Raw genomic sequence first — 16669 nt, 5'->3', positions numbered from 1 at the left:
TGTGAGAGTAGGTCATCGTCAAGATTAAATTCCGAAACCCCAACTGCACATGCAGTTGGGGTTTTGTTTTTGCGCGCGAAAAATGGGTTTGATTTTTTGCTGTCTCGATCGACTTGCTCGTCAGGTGGGGGTTTCTATGCAATGGCGCTGGGCATGGCTATCATGCCTGCCTCATGGTGAGGCGGAAACTGCATGTCGACGTTGTTAGAGCTTCTTAAAGATGGGCGATTTCACTCGGGTCAGGCGCTCGGTCAGGCGCTGGGTGTTAGCCGTAGTGCTATATGGAAGCAGTTACAGCTTCTTGAGGCGGAGTTGGGGCTTGTCATTCATAAGGTGCGAGGTCGCGGTTACCAGCTGGCCACTCCAATCACATTGCTGAGCAGTGCTGAGATAGGTCGTTCCTCTATTTCCAGTGGCTCCTGGGATATCCGAATTCTCGACTCTATCGACTCCACGAATGCACAGGCGCTGCGATCCATTGAAGAAGGGAGTGTGGCTCCTTTTCTTGTGCTAGCTGAGCGCCAGACGGTGGGGCGAGGCCGTCGTGGTCGTAAGTGGGTAAGCCCTTTTGCCGAAAATATCTATTACAGCCTCGTCTTGCGTATGGACGGAGGTCTCCGGCAATTGGAAGGGCTTAGCCTGGTCGTTGGGCTGGCGGTCATGCATACCCTTCGTGAGTATGGAATTCCTGGTGTGGGTTTGAAGTGGCCAAATGATGTTTTGGTTGGTCAGAAGAAGGTCGCGGGGATACTTTTGGAGTTGGTGGGTGATCCTGCGGATGTGTGTCATGTGGTCCTGGGCATTGGGATCAATGTGAATATGCAAAGCGATGAAGAGATCGATCAGGAGTGGACTTCGGTGAGGTTGGAGTCTGGCAAGGTTATTGATCGCAATCAGCTTGTTGCTCGATTGAATGAGGTTCTTGTGTCTTATCTGGAGCGTCATCGGCTGAATGGCTTCTCCGCGATCCAGGGCGAGTGGGAGCAAGGTCACCTCTGGCAGGGGCGTGCTGTGTCTCTGATCGCGGGCGTAAATAAGATCGATGGTGTTGTGTTGGGTATTGATCGCCAAGGAGCTTTGCGATTGAGCGTTGAGGGGGAGGAGAAAACGTATAGCGGCGGGGAGCTCAGTCTAAGGTTGCGTGATGGCTCATGAGTTCGGCCATCAATGTGCGCTTGCGCGATCTACGGCTAGGAGGTAGGGGCTGATTCCTTGTGTAGGGTGGGGCTTTGAGTGTTGCATCGGTTCCGCAAGATCAGCTTGTACGTGATCCATCTTTTCGAGTTGTTTAAGCCTTGTCCTCTGTCTTGAGGTTTTTATGCGCTGGTTGTTTCTGTTGTTATTGGTCCTCAATGGCTTTTATTACATCTGGCATCAGCAGGAAGCACCGCTTCGTGCGAAAGAGGTCGTGCCTCTCTCACTCTATCGAGGTACTCAGCAGGATATCCGTTTGTTGAGTGAGTCTTCTGATTCGGTCGAGCGGCGGGATAAGGGTAAGTCAGGGGAGATTGATGCAAGCTGTCTTTATCTGGGGGGCTTTGCTCGTCGAGATACGGCTCAGATGTTGGAGCAACGGCTGGTAGGGCTGGGGGCTGATGTCAGGCTGCAGTCCTTGAGTGTTCCTGGTTCTTCTGGTTTTTGGCTTCGTGTGACTCCCGAGAGCAAGCATTTGCTGGATGATCTGCAACTGCAGAACCTTGCTAAAGAATTCAATGAGTTAAAACATAAAATAATGCCTTGCGAGGGGGTTGCAACTGTCGAATAGGTTGCATAGAATGGCGCCCGCTCCGCAGCGAAGACTTCACGAAGTCAGCGTCGCGAAGCGAGGTCAACGCAGCTAACCTCAAGATTTTATTGAGAAAATGCTTGACAGAAAGGTGGCATGATATAGAATGTCGCCTCGCTTAGGAGGGGTTCCCGAGCGGCCAAAGGGATCAGACTGTAAATCTGACGTCTACGACTTCGAAGGTTCGAATCCTTCCCCCTCCACCAGATTTAGCGAGAGCTGCAGGCTCCGCGGGTATAGTTTAGTGGTAGAACCTCAGCCTTCCAAGCTGATGATGCGGGTTCGATTCCCGCTACCCGCTCCAAGTTTGCAGGTTTTGCAAAGTGTTACGCTCTTGTAGCTCAGTTGGTAGAGCACACCCTTGGTAAGGGTGAGGTCAGCGGTTCAAATCCGCTCAAGAGCTCCATATAACAAGGCAGATATGAAAATATCTGCCTTTGTTTTAATGGCTTGGGTGACTTGCTCAATTCTTCTCCTAGGGGTGATTTCGATGGCTAAGGAAAAGTTCGAACGTAATAAGCCGCACGTTAACGTGGGTACTATCGGTCACGTTGACCACGGTAAAACCACTCTGACTGCTGCTCTGACTCGCGTTTGCTCCGAAGTTTTCGGTTCGGCTCGTGTTGACTTCGACAAGATCGACAGCGCCCCAGAAGAAAAAGCTCGTGGTATCACCATCAACACTGCGCACGTAGAGTACGATTCGAACATTCGTCACTACGCGCACGTTGACTGCCCAGGTCACGCCGACTACGTCAAAAACATGATCACTGGTGCTGCCCAGATGGACGGCGCGATCCTGGTTTGCTCGGCTGCCGATGGTCCGATGCCACAAACTCGTGAGCACATCCTGCTGTCCCGTCAGGTAGGCGTTCCGTACATCGTTGTCTTCCTGAACAAGGCTGACATGGTTGACGACGCTGAGCTGCTGGAACTGGTTGAGATGGAAGTGCGCGATCTGCTGAGCACTTACGACTTCCCAGGTGACGACACTCCGATCATCATCGGTTCGGCTCTGATGGCTCTGAACGGCCAAGACGACAACGAAATGGGTACCACCGCTGTTAAGCGTCTGGTAGAAACTCTGGATACCTACATCCCAGAGCCAGAGCGTGCAATCGACAAGCCGTTCCTGATGCCAATCGAAGACGTATTCTCGATCTCCGGCCGTGGCACCGTGGTAACTGGCCGTGTTGAGCGTGGTATCGTTCGCATCCAGGAAGAAGTTGAGATCGTTGGTCTGCGCGACACTCAGAAAACTACCTGCACCGGCGTTGAAATGTTCCGCAAGCTGCTCGACGAAGGTCGTGCTGGCGAGAACTGCGGCGTTCTGCTGCGTGGTACCAAGCGTGACGACGTTGAGCGTGGCCAGGTTCTGGTTAAGCCAGGCACCGTTAAGCCGCACACCAAGTTCACCGCTGAAGTTTACGTTCTGAGCAAGGAAGAAGGCGGCCGTCATACTCCGTTCTTCAAAGGCTACCGTCCACAGTTCTACTTCCGTACTACTGACGTGACTGGTAACTGCGAGCTGCCAGAAGGCGTTGAAATGGTAATGCCAGGTGACAACATCCAGATGACTGTCACTCTGATCAAAACCATCGCGATGGAAGATGGTCTGCGTTTCGCTATCCGTGAAGGCGGTCGTACCGTCGGCGCTGGCGTTGTAGCCAAAGTCATCGAATAAGTTCTTGATATATCTCCATCGGGCCGACATAATGGTCGGCCTGATTTTGTTTTTAGGTCAGTAGCTCAATTGGCAGAGCGACGGTCTCCAAAACCGTAGGTTGGGGGTTCGATTCCCTCCTGACCTGCCAGATTCACTCAATGTGTCTGGCTTTCTTTTCACAGGATCTTCATAGATGACTCCTAAGGCTGAAGCTCAAGGCTCTCGCTTCGATCTGCTCAAGTGGCTGGTTGTTGTTGCCTTGGTGATTGTTGGTGTTGTTGGCAATCAGTACTACTCTGCTTCGCCGATCCTGTACCGCGTCTTGGCGCTACTTGTCATTGCTGCAGTTGCTGCCTTCGTTGGTTTGCAGACTGCCAAGGGTAAGTCGTTCTTTGTCCTGGTTAAGGAAGCGCGCACTGAGATTCGTAAAGTCGTATGGCCAACTCGCCAAGAGACCACGCAGACCACGTTGATTGTTGTGGCTGTGGTTCTGGTCATGGCGTTGCTGTTGTGGGGGCTAGATTCCCTGCTCGGCTGGCTTGTTTCCTTGATTGTTGGCTAAGGGTGTCCCGTGGCTAAGCGTTGGTACGTTGTGCATGCTTACTCGGGTTACGAGAAGCATGTAATGCGTTCGTTGATCGAGCGTGTGAAGCTGGCTGGCATGGAAGATGGCTTCGGCGAGATTCTGGTCCCCACTGAAGAAGTGGTTGAGATGCGCAATGGCCAGAAGCGCAAAAGCGAGCGTAAATTCTTTCCAGGCTATGTGCTGGTACAGATGGATATGAACGAGGGTACTTGGCACTTGGTCAAGGACACTCCTCGTGTCATGGGCTTTATTGGTGGTACTGCCGATAAGCCGGCTCCTATCACTGACAAAGAAGCGGAAGCGATTCTGCGTCGCGTTGCTGATGGCAGCGACAAGCCCAAGCCTAAGACCCTGTTTGAGCCGGGTGAGGTGGTCCGTGTTACTGACGGCCCATTCGCTGACTTTAACGGTACGGTTGAAGAAGTTAACTACGAAAAGAGCCGCATTCAGGTGGCAGTGCTCATTTTCGGTCGCTCTACTCCGGTAGAGCTAGAGTTCAGTCAGGTCGAGAAGGCATAACTGAACGAGAATCCCATACCCCGCAGCCTTAGGCTGTGGGGTTTTGTCGTCACTGGGATAAACGCGCAAGTAACCGGGGAGCCTATCTAGGCGTCTGAACCCGTAATTGGAGTGCCTCATGGCTAAGAAGATTACTGCTTACATCAAGCTGCAAGTTAAGGCCGCTCAGGCCAACCCAAGTCCACCCGTTGGTCCAGCTCTGGGTCAGCACGGCGTGAACATCATGGAGTTCTGCAAAGCTTTCAACGCCCGTACTCAGGGTCTTGAACCAGGCCTGCCGACTCCTGTGATCATCACTGTTTACAGTGACCGCAGCTTCACTTTCGAAACTAAGAGCACCCCTGCTTCGGTTCTGCTGAAGAAAGCTGCTGGCCTGACCAGCGGTTCCGCTCGTCCAAACACCGTTAAGGTTGGCACTGTTACCCGTGCTCAGCTGGAAGAAATCGCGAAAACCAAAAACGCGGATCTGACTGCAGCTGATATGGATGCAGCCGTGCGTACTATCGCCGGTTCTGCTCGTAGCATGGGCCTTAACGTGGAGGGTGTGTAATGGCTAAGCTGACCAAGCGCCAAAAGGCTATCGCCGGCAAGATTGAAGCAGGCAAGGCCTACAACTTCGTAGAAGCCGCCGCTCTCCTGACCGAGCTGTCGACCGTTAAGTTCAGCGAGTCCGTAGACGTTGCTGTGAACCTGGGCGTAGACCCACGTAAATCTGACCAGGTTGTTCGTAGCGCTACTGTGCTGCCACACGGCACTGGCAAGACTGTACGTGTAGCTGTGTTCACCCAGGGCCCAGCAGCTGAAGCTGCTCTGGCTGCCGGTGCAGACCGCGTAGGTATGGACGATCTGGCTGCCGAAATGAAAGGCGGCGACCTGAACTATGACGTGGTTATTGCTTCCCCGGATGCAATGCGCGTTGTGGGTCAGCTGGGTCAGGTTCTGGGTCCTCGCGGCCTGATGCCTAACCCGAAAGTCGGTACCGTTACTCCAGACGTAGCTTCGGCAGTTAAGAACGCCAAGGCTGGTCAGGTTCGCTATCGCACCGACAAAAACGGCATCATCCACACTTCCGTTGGCAAGGTCGGCTTCGACGCCGTCAAGCTGAAGGAAAACGTTGAAGCCCTGATCGCTGACCTGAAGCGTATCAAGCCAGCTTCTTCGAAAGGCATCTACGTCAAGCGCGTTACCCTGAGCACCACTATGGGCCCAGGTCTGGTCATCGACCAGGGTTCGCTGGACGTATAAGACACAAGCGCGTGCAAGTAATTGCGCGCGCTGAAAAATTGGGGTCCCTGCCTGGCGGGGGCTATCCAAGACCGTAGGCGACGCAAGTCTTAAACCTCAAGCCTACGCAGATGGTGCTCCCGGTTCCTTACCGAATCAGACACCAAAACGACATCCAGCTCCGGTTGGATGAAACGGTAACAAGCAGGAGTTAAACCCGTGGCAATTAAACTCGAAGACAAGAAGGCCATCGTCGCTGAAGTCAACGAGGCTGCCAAAGCCGCTCTGTCCGCTGTCGTGGCTGATGCCCGTGGTGTGACAGTAGGCGCTATGACCGGACTCCGTAAAGAGGCCCGCGAAGCTGGTGTTTATGTACGTGTCGTACGTAACACCCTGCTCAAGCGCGCTGTTGAAGGCACTCAATATGACGTGCTCAACGACGCGTTCGTCGGCCCTACCCTGATTGCATTCTCCAAGGAACATCCGGGCGCTGCCGCTCGTATTTTCAAAGAGTTCGCAAAGGGTCAGGAAAAGTTCGAGATCAAGGCAGCTGCGTTCGAGGGCAAGTACCTCGCAGCAAACGAGATCGACGTGTTGGCTTCGCTGCCAACTCGCGACGAAGCTATTGCGAAGCTGATGAGCGTGATTCAAGGCGCTACCAGCAAGCTGGCTCGTACTCTGGCGGCTATTCGCGACCAGAAAGAAGCTGCTGCTGCCTAAGGCACTGCAAGCCCTTTCAAAATCATATGTTTAATTTGATGGCTGCGTAGGCTGTCACCCCAATACAGGAATTTATAGTCATGTCTCTGACTAACGAGCAAATCATCGAAGCAATCGGCCAGAAAACCGTTCTGGAAGTTGTTGAGCTGATCAAAGCAATGGAAGAAACCTTCGGCGTTACCGCTGCTGTTGCCGCTGCTGGCCCAGCTGCTGCTGCCGCTGTTGTTGAAGAGCAAACTGAATTCAACGTCATGCTGACCGAAGCTGGCGAGAAGAAAGTTAACGTGATCAAGGCTGTACGTGAACTGACCGGTCTGGGCCTGAAAGAAGCCAAGGCTGTAGTTGACGGCGCTCCTGCCATGGTTCTGGAAGCTGTTGCTAAAGAAGCAGCTGACAAAGCCAAAGCAGCTCTGGAAGAAGCAGGCGCTAAAGTCGAGCTCAAGTAAGCATCGACTTTGTGTCTCCAGCCCAAGCGTTAAGCGAACGGCTGATGGCTGGTGGCTTTTGCCACCGGCCTTTTTCCGTTATTGGCGACCGACTGGGTCGGTGCCAGTAACGTGCTGTAGCCCACCCTGTGCGGTGGCGCAAACCAAAGGGTTTGCACGATTTTCTGGCTGCTCCCGTCGGGAGGAGCCGAATAAGCAGGTGACCAAGCTGGGGAACGCTGATGGCTTACTCATATACTGAGAAAAAACGTATCCGCAAGGACTTTAGCAAGTTGCCGGACGTCATGGATGTGCCGTACCTCCTGGCCATCCAGCTGGATTCGTATCGTGAATTCTTGCAAGCGGGAGCGACTAAAGATCAGTTCCGCGACGTGGGCCTGCATGCGGCCTTCAAATCCGTTTTCCCGATCATCAGCTACTCCGGCAATGCTGCGTTGGAGTATGTCGGTTATCGCCTGGGCGAACCGGCGTTTGATGTTAAAGAATGCGTGTTGCGTGGTGTAACTTACGCCGTACCTTTGCGGGTAAAAGTCCGTCTGATCATTTTCGACAAAGAATCGTCGAACAAAGCGATCAAGGACATCAAAGAGCAAGAAGTCTACATGGGTGAAATTCCCCTGATGACTGAGAACGGTACCTTCGTAATCAACGGTACCGAGCGTGTAATCGTTTCCCAGCTGCACCGTTCCCCTGGCGTATTCTTCGACCACGACCGTGGCAAGACGCACAGCTCCGGTAAGCTGCTGTATTCCGCGCGGATCATTCCTTACCGCGGTTCGTGGCTGGACTTCGAGTTCGACCCGAAAGACTGCGTGTTCGTCCGTATCGACCGTCGTCGCAAGCTGCCGGCATCGGTTCTGCTGCGCGCGCTGGGCTATACCACTGAAGAAGTGCTGGACGCTTTCTACACCACCAACGTATTCCACGTGAAAGGCGAGAGCCTGAGCCTGGAGCTGGTGCCTCAGCGCCTGCGTGGTGAGATTGCCGTTCTGGACATCCAGGATGACAAGGGCAAGGTTATTGTCGAGCAGGGTCGTCGTATTACCGCTCGTCACATCAACCAGCTGGAAAAAGCCGGTATCAAAGAGCTGGATGTACCTCTGGACTACGTCCTGGGTCGTACCACCGCCAAGGCTATCGTGCACCCGGCTACCGGTGAAATCCTGGCAGAGTGCAACACCGAGCTGAACACCGAGATCCTGGCGAAAATCGCCAAGGCTCAGGTCGTTCGCATCGAGACTCTGTACACCAACGACATCGACTGCGGTCCGTTCGTCTCTGACACTCTGAAGATCGACTCCACCAGCAACCAATTGGAAGCCCTGGTCGAGATCTATCGCATGATGCGTCCTGGCGAGCCACCGACCAAAGATGCTGCCGAGACTCTGTTCAACAACCTGTTCTTCAGCCCTGAGCGGTATGATCTGTCCGCCGTTGGCCGGATGAAGTTCAACCGTCGTATCGGTCGTACCGAGATCGAAGGTTCTGGCGTTCTGTGCAAAGAAGACATCGTTGCCGTACTGAAGACTCTGGTCGACATCCGTAACGGTAAAGGCATCGTCGACGACATCGACCACCTGGGTAACCGTCGTGTTCGCTGCGTTGGCGAAATGGCCGAGAACCAGTTCCGCGTTGGCCTGGTGCGTGTAGAGCGTGCGGTCAAAGAGCGCCTGTCGATGGCTGAAAGCGAAGGCCTGATGCCGCAAGACCTGATCAATGCCAAGCCAGTGGCTGCGGCAGTGAAAGAGTTCTTCGGTTCCAGCCAGCTGTCCCAGTTCATGGACCAGAACAACCCGCTGTCCGAGATCACCCACAAGCGCCGTGTTTCTGCACTTGGCCCAGGTGGTCTGACCCGTGAGCGTGCAGGCTTCGAAGTCCGTGACGTACACCCGACCCACTACGGTCGTGTATGCCCGATTGAAACGCCGGAAGGTCCGAACATCGGTCTGATCAACTCCCTGGCGGCCTATGCGCGCACCAACCAGTACGGCTTCCTCGAGAGCCCGTACCGTGTGGTGAAAGACGCTCTGGTAACCGACGAGATCGTGTTCCTGTCCGCTATCGAAGAGGCCGATCACGTGATCGCCCAGGCTTCGGCGACGATGAACGACAAAGGTCAGTTGGTCGATGAGCTGGTGGCTGTTCGTCACTTGAACGAATTCACCGTCAAGGCGCCGGAAGACGTCACCTTGATGGACGTTTCGCCGAAGCAGGTAGTTTCGGTTGCAGCGTCGCTGATTCCGTTCCTCGAGCACGACGACGCCAACCGTGCATTGATGGGTTCCAACATGCAGCGTCAGGCTGTACCGACCCTGCGTGCTGACAAGCCGCTGGTAGGTACCGGCATGGAGCGCAACGTTGCCCGTGACTCCGGCGTTTGCGTCGTGGCTCGTCGTGGCGGTGTGATCGACTCGGTCGATGCCAGCCGTATCGTGGTTCGTGTTGCTGATGACGAAGTTGAAACCGGTGAAGCCGGTGTCGACATCTACAACCTGACCAAGTACACCCGCTCCAACCAGAACACCTGCATCAACCAGCGTCCGCTGGTGAGCAAGGGTGATCGTGTTCAGCGCAGCGACATCATGGCCGATGGTCCGTCCACCGACATGGGTGAGCTGGCACTGGGTCAGAACATGCGTATCGCGTTCATGGCGTGGAACGGCTTCAACTTCGAAGACTCCATCTGCCTGTCCGAGCGTGTGGTTCAAGAAGACCGTTTCACCACGATCCACATCCAGGAACTGACCTGTGTGGCTCGTGACACCAAGCTTGGCCCAGAGGAAATCACTGCAGACATCCCGAACGTGGGTGAGGCTGCACTGAACAAGCTGGACGAAGCCGGTATCGTTTATGTAGGTGCTGAAGTTGGCGCAGGCGACATCCTGGTGGGCAAGGTCACTCCGAAAGGCGAGACCCAGCTGACTCCGGAAGAGAAACTGCTGCGTGCGATCTTCGGTGAAAAAGCCAGCGACGTTAAAGACACCTCCCTGCGTGTGCCTACTGGTACCAAGGGCACTGTTATCGACGTACAGGTCTTCACTCGCGACGGCGTTGAGCGTGATGCTCGTGCACTGTCGATCGAGAAGAGCCAGCTGGACGAGATCCGCAAGGACCTGAACGAAGAGTTCCGTATCGTTGAAGGTGCGACCTTCGAGCGTCTGCGCTCCGCTCTGGTCGGCCATAAAGCCGAAGGCGGCGCCGGCCTGAAGAAAGGTCAGGAAATCACCGACGAAGTTCTCGACGGTCTTGAGCACGGCCAGTGGTTCAAACTGCGCATGGCTGAAGATGCTCTGAACGAGCAGCTCGAGAAGGCCCAGGCCTACATCGTTGATCGTCGCCGTCTGCTGGACGACAAGTTCGAAGACAAGAAGCGCAAGCTGCAGCAGGGCGATGACCTGGCTCCAGGCGTGCTGAAAATCGTCAAGGTCTACCTGGCAATCCGTCGTCGCATCCAGCCGGGCGACAAGATGGCCGGTCGTCACGGTAACAAGGGTGTGGTCTCCGTGATCATGCCGGTTGAAGACATGCCGCACGATGCCAATGGCACCCCGGTCGACGTAGTCCTCAACCCGCTGGGCGTACCTTCGCGTATGAACGTTGGTCAGATCCTCGAAACTCACCTGGGCCTCGCGGCCAAGGGTCTGGGCGAGAAGATCAATCGCATGGTCGAAGAGCAGCGCAAGGTCGCAGAACTGCGTACCTTCCTGGACGAGATCTACAACCAGATCGGCGGTCGTAACGAAGACCTGGACAGCTTCTCCGATCAGGAGATCCTGGATCTGGCGAACAACCTGCGCGGCGGTGTTCCGATGGCCACTCCGGTGTTCGACGGTGCCAAGGAAAGCGAAATCAAGGCCATGCTGAAACTGGCAGACCTGCCAGAAAGCGGCCAGATGCAACTGACCGACGGCCGTACCGGCAACAAGTTCGAGCGTCCAGTTACCGTTGGCTACATGTACATGCTGAAACTGAACCACTTGGTAGACGACAAGATGCACGCTCGTTCTACCGGTTCGTACAGCCTGGTTACCCAGCAGCCGCTGGGTGGTAAGGCGCAGTTCGGTGGTCAGCGTTTCGGGGAGATGGAGGTCTGGGCACTGGAAGCATACGGTGCTGCATACACTCTGCAAGAAATGCTCACAGTGAAGTCGGACGATGTGAACGGTCGTACCAAGATGTACAAAAACATCGTGGACGGCGATCACCGTATGGAGCCGGGCATGCCCGAGTCCTTCAACGTGTTGATCAAAGAAATTCGTTCCCTCGGCATCGATATCGATCTGGAAACCGAATAACACGTGACGCGAATCGAGAGCGGGGCAGGATTGCCCGCTCTCTGCTCCGCCAGGAGGAAAGGCCTTGAAAGACCTACTGAATTTGCTGAAAAACCAGGGTCAAGTCGAAGAGTTCGACGCCATCCGTATCGGATTGGCCTCGCCTGAGATGATCCGTTCGTGGTCGTTCGGTGAAGTTAAAAAGCCGGAAACCATCAACTACCGTACGTTCAAGCCTGAGCGTGACGGCCTGTTCTGCGCCAAGATCTTTGGCCCGGTAAAGGATTACGAGTGCCTGTGCGGTAAGTACAAGCGCTTGAAGCATCGCGGCGTGATCTGCGAGAAGTGCGGCGTTGAAGTTGCACTGGCCAAGGTTCGTCGTGAGCGCATGGCGCACATCGAACTGGCTTCGCCGGTTGCCCACATCTGGTTCCTGAAATCGCTGCCGTCCCGTATCGGCTTGCTGATGGACATGACTCTGCGTGATATCGAGCGCGTTCTCTACTTCGAGAGCTACGTCGTTATCGATCCAGGCATGACCACCCTTGAAAAAGGTCAGCTGCTGAACGATGAGCAGTACTTCGAAGCGCTGGAAGAGTTCGGCGATGACTTCGACGCCCGCATGGGTGCCGAGGCTGTCCGCGAGCTGCTGCACGCTATCGACCTGGAGCACGAGATTGGCCGTCTGCGTGAAGAGATTCCGCAAACCAACTCGGAAACCAAGATCAAGAAGCTGTCCAAGCGTCTGAAGTTGATGGAAGCCTTCCAGGGTTCCGGCAACCTGCCAGAGTGGATGGTGCTGACCGTTCTGCCGGTTCTGCCGCCAGATCTGCGTCCACTGGTCCCGCTGGATGGCGGTCGTTTCGCGACTTCCGACCTCAACGATCTGTATCGTCGAGTGATCAACCGTAACAACCGTTTGAAGCGCCTGCTGGATCTGTCCGCTCCGGACATCATCGTGCGCAACGAAAAGCGTATGTTGCAGGAAGCTGTCGATGCACTGCTCGACAACGGTCGTCGTGGCCGCGCTATCACCGGTTCCAACAAGCGTCCTCTGAAATCCCTGGCTGACATGATCAAGGGTAAGCAAGGTCGTTTCCGTCAGAACTTGCTCGGTAAGCGTGTTGACTACTCCGGTCGTTCGGTAATTACCGTAGGTCCGACCCTGCGTCTGCACCAGTGCGGTCTGCCGAAGAAAATGGCTCTCGAGCTGTTCAAACCGTTCATCTTCGGCAAGTTGGAAATGCGTGGCCTGGCCACCACCATCAAAGCCGCCAAGAAGATGGTCGAGCGCGAACTGCCAGAGGTTTGGGACGTTCTCGCTGAAGTGATCCGTGAACACCCGGTTCTCCTCAACCGTGCACCGACCCTTCACCGTCTGGGTATCCAGGCGTTTGAACCGGTACTGATCGAAGGTAAGGCTATCCAGCTGCACCCTCTGGTCTGTGCTGCGTACAACGCCGACTTCGACGGCGACCAAATGGCCGTGCACGTACCGCTGACACTGGAAGCCCAGTTGGAAGCGCGTGCGTTGATGATGTCGACCAACAACATTCTGTCGCCAGCCAACGGTGAGCCAATCATCGTTCCGTCGCAGGACGTTGTATTGGGTCTGTACTACATGACCCGTGAAGCGATCAACGCCAAGGGCGAAGGTCGCGTTTTCGCCGACCTGCAGGAAGTCGACCGCGTATTCCGCGCCGGCGAAGCTGCTCTGCACGCCAAGATCAAGGTTCGCATCAGCGAAACCGTCAATGATCGTGATGGCGGCAGCGTGAGCGCCACCCGTATCGTCGACACCACTGTCGGCCGTGCTCTGCTGTTCCAGGTTGTGCCGAAGGGCCTGTCGTTCGACGTCGTCAACCTGCCGATGAAGAAGAAGGCGATCTCCAAGCTGATCAACCAGTGCTACCGCGTGGTTGGTCTGAAAGAGACCGTGATCTTCGCTGACCAGTTGATGTACACCGGTTTCGCTTACTCGACCATTTCCGGCGTTTCCATCGGTGTTAACGACTTCGTTATCCCGGATGAAAAAGCTCGCATCATCGGTGCTGCCACCGACGAAGTGAAAGAAATCGAGAGCCAGTACGCCTCCGGCCTGGTAACCCAGGGCGAGAAGTACAACAAAGTGATCGACCTTTGGTCGAAGGCCAACGACGAAGTATCCAAGGCGATGATGGCCAACCTCTCGAAAGAGAAGGTCATCGACCGCAATGGCGACGAAGTCGAGCAAGAATCGTTCAACTCGATGTACATGATGGCTGACTCGGGTGCGCGGGGTTCCGCAGCACAGATCCGTCAGCTGGCCGGTATGCGTGGTCTGATGGCCAAGCCGGACGGCTCCATCATCGAAACGCCGATTACTGCGAACTTCCGTGAAGGTCTGAGCGTACTCCAGTACTTCATCTCGACTCACGGTGCTCGTAAAGGTCTGGCGGATACCGCGTTGAAAACTGCGAACTCCGGTTACCTGACTCGTCGTCTGGTGGACGTTGCGCAGGATCTGGTTGTAACCGAGATCGATTGCGGCACCGAACACGGCCTGCTGATGACTCCGCACATTGAAGGCGGCGATGTTGTAGAGCCACTGGGTGAGCGCGTATTGGGTCGTGTTATCGCCCGTGACGTATTCAAGCCGGGTACCGAGGACGTCATCGTTCCTGCTGGCACCCTGGTAGACGAAAAGTGGGTTGAATTCATCGAGCTCAACAGCATCGACGAAGTGATCGTGCGTTCGCCGATCAGTTGCGAAACCCGCTATGGCATCTGCGCCAAGTGCTACGGCCGTGACCTGGCTCGTGGTCACCAGGTGAACATTGGTGAGGCGGTCGGCGTTATCGCTGCCCAATCCATCGGTGAGCCGGGTACCCAGCTGACCATGCGTACGTTCCACATTGGTGGTGCGGCAAGCCGTACTTCCGCAGCCGACAGCGTTCAGGTGAAGAATGGCGGTACCGTCCGTCTGCACAACCTGAAGCACGTAGAGCGTGTGGATGGCCACCTGGTTGCTGTGTCCCGTTCCGGTGAGCTGGCAATCGCTGATGACTTCGGTCGTGAGCGCGAGCGTTACAAGCTGCCGTACGGTGCTGTGATTTCGGTTAAAGAAGGTGACAAGGTCGACGCTGGCGCTATCGTGGCCAAGTGGGATCCGCACACTCACCCGATCGTTACCGAAATGAAAGGTACCGTGACCTACGTGGGCATGGAAGAAGGCATCACGATCAAGCGTCAGACTGACGAATTGACCGGTATGACCAACATTGAAGTGCTTGACGTCAAAGACCGTCCAGCTGCCGGCAAGGACATCCGTCCTGCTGTGAAGATGGTGGGTATGGATGGCAAGGATCTGCTGCTGCCAGGTACCGACGTACCGGCACAGTACTTCCTGCCGGCTAACGCCCTGGTCGGTGTTGCCGACGGTGCGCAGATTGCGATCGGTGATGTTATCGCTCGTATTCCGCAAGAAACTTCGAAGACCCGTGACATCACCGGTGGTCTGCCGCGTGTTGCCGACCTGTTCGAAGCTCGTCGTCCGAAGGAAGCGTCGATTCTGGCTGAAGTCAGCGGCACCATCGCGTTCGGTAAAGAGACCAAGGGCAAGCGCCGTCTGGTCATTACTCCGAACGACGGTAGCGATCCGTATGAAGAGCTGATTCCGAAGTGGCGTCACCTGAACGTCTTCGAAGGCGAACAAGTGAACCGCGGCGAAGTTATCTCCGACGGTCCGAGCGATCCACACGATATCCTGCGTCTGCTGGGTGTCAGTGCGCTGGCCAAGTACATCGTCAACGAGATCCAAGACGTTTACCGTCTGCAAGGCGTGAAGATCAACGACAAGCACATCGAGACCATTCTGCGTCAGATGCTGCGTAAGGTTGAAATCGCCGAGTCCGGCGACTCCAGCTTCATCAAGGGCGACCAGATGGAACTGACTCACGTACTGGTAGAAAACGAGCGTCTGAGCACCGAAGACAAGTTCGTCGCCAAGTTCACCCGCGTACTGCTGGGTATCACCAAGGCGTCCTTGTCCACCGAATCGTTCATCTCGGCGGCCTCTTTCCAGGAGACCACCCGTGTACTGACCGAAGCGGCGGTAACTGGCAAGCGCGACTACCTGCGTGGCCTGAAAGAAAACGTGGTCGTGGGTCGTCTGATCCCGGCCGGTACTGGCCTGGCGTACCACAGCGAGCGTAAGCGTCGTCGTGATGCAGACAAGCCGCTGCGCGTAAGCGCAAGCGAAGTCGAAGCAGCACTGACTGAAGCTCTGAACTCCAGCGGTAATTGAGGTCTGCAGTAGATTGAGACGGGGCCCCGGCTTTTTCGATTGAGAATCAAGACACTTTTTGTCGAGGTTCGCTGATCGGGGAGGCCGGGGCCTTGCCTTGACTGGGGGCAAGATCCTCTTTAGACTCTTGTACCCCTAAATTTGGTGGAGCTCCTGCTCTGCCATTTTGTTTATGTCGAAAGACAACAGTGGAGCTAGTAGATGGCAACTATCAACCAGCTGGTACGTCAGCCGCGTAAGCGTATCGTCGAGAAATCCGACGTGCCTGCGCTGCAGAACTGCCCGCAACGTCGTGGCGTGTGCACTCGCGTGTATACCACTACGCCGAAAAAACCTAACTCGGCACTGCGTAAAGTGTGCCGTGTGCGTCTGACCAACGGTTTTGAGGTTTCCTCGTACATCGGTGGTGAAGGCCACAACCTGCAAGAGCACAGCGTCGTACTGATTCGCGGCGGCCGTGTAAAAGACTTGCCAGGTGTTCGTTACCACACCGTTCGCGGCTCCCTGGATACCTCCGGCGTTAAAGGTCGTAACCAAGGTCGTTCGAAGTACGGTACCAAGCGTCCGAAGTAATCGGTCGTTTTGCAGTTTTTAATTATATTGAGTCGATAAGAGTAAGGTCGGGCACGCGTCCATTGGATCAACTGTCCCGAGCTAACCTGAAGACCGTTTGAGGGCTTATCAATGCCAAGACGTCGCGTAGCAGCCAAACGTGAGATTCTGGACGATCCGAAATACGGAAGCCAGATCCTCGCCAAGTTCATGAACCACGTAATGGAAAGCGGCAAGAAAGCCGTTGCCGAGCGTATCGTTTATGGCGCGCTGGAAAAAGTTAAAGAGCGCAAGAACAGCGATCCCCTGGAAATCTTCGAGAAAGCTCTCGACGCCATCGCTCCGCTGGTCGAAGTGAAGTCGCGCCGTGTAGGCGGTGCTACTTACCAGGTTCCGGTCGAAGTTCGTCCGTCCCGTCGTAACGCTCTGGCAATGCGCTGGTTGGTAGACTTCGCCCGCAAGCGCGGCGAGAAGTCTATGGCTCTGCGTTTGGCTGGCGAACTGCTGGACGCTGCCGAAGGCAAAGGTGCTGCAGTTAAGAAGCGTGAAGACGTTCACCGTATGGCTGAAGCCAACAAGGCTTTCTCGCACTACCGCTTCTAATATCGGCA

Annotated in this window: 13 protein-coding genes and 4 tRNA genes; all 17 read left to right on the top strand. The window is 55.3% G+C overall.

The genetic code is table 11. The features are described 5' to 3' along the window. Positions 1-192: 192 nt before the first annotated feature. The 17 genes from birA (at position 193) to rpsG (ending at position 16661) form a co-directional block, all read left to right on the top strand. Positions 193-1155 carry a bifunctional biotin--[acetyl-CoA-carboxylase] ligase/biotin operon repressor BirA gene (birA, locus tag ACUXVH_RS28305; RefSeq protein ID WP_065363590.1) on the top strand — a complete coding sequence of 321 codons (963 nt, stop codon included), beginning with the start codon at positions 193-195 and terminating at the stop codon, positions 1153-1155. A 163-nt stretch (positions 1156-1318) separates the two neighbouring features. After that, positions 1319-1765 (top strand): hypothetical protein, encoded by a 447-nt coding sequence (locus tag ACUXVH_RS28300; protein WP_065363591.1) that lies wholly within the window; start codon positions 1319-1321, stop codon positions 1763-1765. A 142-nt stretch (positions 1766-1907) separates the two neighbouring features. Beyond that, positions 1908-1992: transfer RNA gene (locus ACUXVH_RS28295), tRNA-Tyr, on the top strand. A gap of 24 nt (positions 1993-2016) precedes the next feature. Beyond that, positions 2017-2090: transfer RNA gene (locus ACUXVH_RS28290), tRNA-Gly, on the top strand. Positions 2091-2116: 26 nt separating this feature from the next. Beyond that, positions 2117-2192, top strand: a tRNA-Thr gene (locus ACUXVH_RS28285). 84 nt (positions 2193-2276) lie between these two features. Next, the gene (tuf, locus tag ACUXVH_RS28280; RefSeq protein ID WP_011063776.1) at positions 2277-3470 is read left to right on the top strand and encodes an elongation factor Tu; all 1194 of its coding nucleotides are present in this window, start codon (positions 2277-2279) and stop codon (positions 3468-3470) included. A gap of 54 nt (positions 3471-3524) precedes the next feature. Further along, a tRNA-Trp gene (locus ACUXVH_RS28275) sits at positions 3525-3600 on the top strand. A gap of 45 nt (positions 3601-3645) precedes the next feature. Then, positions 3646-4014: a preprotein translocase subunit SecE gene (secE, locus tag ACUXVH_RS28270; RefSeq protein WP_011063783.1), complete on the top strand. Its 369-nt coding sequence runs from the start codon at positions 3646-3648 to the stop codon at positions 4012-4014. Positions 4015-4023: 9 nt separating this feature from the next. Continuing rightward, on the top strand, positions 4024-4557 hold the full coding sequence (nusG, locus tag ACUXVH_RS28265; RefSeq protein WP_002555501.1) for a transcription termination/antitermination protein NusG: 534 nt from the start codon (positions 4024-4026) through the stop codon (positions 4555-4557). Between the two features lie 118 nt (positions 4558-4675). Further along, the gene (rplK, locus tag ACUXVH_RS28260) at positions 4676-5107 is read left to right on the top strand and encodes a 50S ribosomal protein L11 (protein ID WP_003176435.1); all 432 of its coding nucleotides are present in this window, start codon (positions 4676-4678) and stop codon (positions 5105-5107) included. Further along, on the top strand, positions 5107-5802 hold the full coding sequence (gene rplA / locus ACUXVH_RS28255; RefSeq protein ID WP_011063782.1) for a 50S ribosomal protein L1: 696 nt from the start codon (positions 5107-5109) through the stop codon (positions 5800-5802). Before rplK ends, rplA begins: the two co-directional genes overlap by 1 nt. A 198-nt stretch (positions 5803-6000) precedes the next feature. Beyond that, on the top strand, positions 6001-6501 hold the full coding sequence (rplJ, locus tag ACUXVH_RS28250) for a 50S ribosomal protein L10 (protein ID WP_011063781.1): 501 nt from the start codon (positions 6001-6003) through the stop codon (positions 6499-6501). An 80-nt stretch (positions 6502-6581) separates the two neighbouring features. Next, positions 6582-6947, top strand: a complete 366-nt coding sequence (gene rplL / locus ACUXVH_RS28245; protein ID WP_011063780.1) for a 50S ribosomal protein L7/L12 — start codon at positions 6582-6584, stop codon at positions 6945-6947. Positions 6948-7168: 221 nt separating this feature from the next. Then, complete coding sequence (gene rpoB / locus ACUXVH_RS28240; protein WP_011063779.1) at positions 7169-11242, top strand: DNA-directed RNA polymerase subunit beta; 4074 nt, start codon at positions 7169-7171, stop codon at positions 11240-11242. A 64-nt stretch (positions 11243-11306) separates the two neighbouring features. Beyond that, the gene (gene rpoC, locus ACUXVH_RS28235; RefSeq protein ID WP_011063778.1) at positions 11307-15506 is read left to right on the top strand and encodes a DNA-directed RNA polymerase subunit beta'; all 4200 of its coding nucleotides are present in this window, start codon (positions 11307-11309) and stop codon (positions 15504-15506) included. A gap of 201 nt (positions 15507-15707) precedes the next feature. Next, positions 15708-16079, top strand: coding sequence for a 30S ribosomal protein S12 (rpsL, locus tag ACUXVH_RS28230; protein WP_003186084.1), 372 nt, complete (start codon positions 15708-15710; stop codon positions 16077-16079). Positions 16080-16190: 111 nt separating this feature from the next. Further along, complete coding sequence (gene rpsG, locus ACUXVH_RS28225) at positions 16191-16661, top strand: 30S ribosomal protein S7 (protein ID WP_007925959.1); 471 nt, start codon at positions 16191-16193, stop codon at positions 16659-16661. Positions 16662-16669: the final 8 nt, after the last annotated feature.

The organism is Pseudomonas sp. 8(2025) (assembly GCF_052665325.1).
Note: the sequence above shows the minus strand (reverse complement) of the source record. Positions and strands in the feature narration are given on the sequence as shown.

Bases quoted from the DNA above. Each gene is read 5' to 3' on its own strand.
- secE (WP_011063783.1), top strand. From the start codon at position 3,646: ATGACTCCTAAGGCTGAAGCTCAAGGCTCTCGCTTCGATCTGCTCAAG.
- tuf (WP_011063776.1), top strand. From the start codon at position 2,277: ATGGCTAAGGAAAAGTTCGAACGTAATAAGCCGCACGTTAACGTGGGT.
- rplL (WP_011063780.1), top strand. From the start codon at position 6,582: ATGTCTCTGACTAACGAGCAAATCATCGAAGCAATCGGCCAGAAAACC.
- rpoB (WP_011063779.1), top strand. From the start codon at position 7,169: ATGGCTTACTCATATACTGAGAAAAAACGTATCCGCAAGGACTTTAGC.
- rpsG (WP_007925959.1), top strand. From the start codon at position 16,191: ATGCCAAGACGTCGCGTAGCAGCCAAACGTGAGATTCTGGACGATCCG.
- rplK (WP_003176435.1), top strand. From the start codon at position 4,676: ATGGCTAAGAAGATTACTGCTTACATCAAGCTGCAAGTTAAGGCCGCT.
- ACUXVH_RS28300 (WP_065363591.1), top strand. From the start codon at position 1,319: ATGCGCTGGTTGTTTCTGTTGTTATTGGTCCTCAATGGCTTTTATTAC.
- birA (WP_065363590.1), top strand. From the start codon at position 193: ATGTCGACGTTGTTAGAGCTTCTTAAAGATGGGCGATTTCACTCGGGT.
- rpsL (WP_003186084.1), top strand. From the start codon at position 15,708: ATGGCAACTATCAACCAGCTGGTACGTCAGCCGCGTAAGCGTATCGTC.
- rplA (WP_011063782.1), top strand. From the start codon at position 5,107: ATGGCTAAGCTGACCAAGCGCCAAAAGGCTATCGCCGGCAAGATTGAA.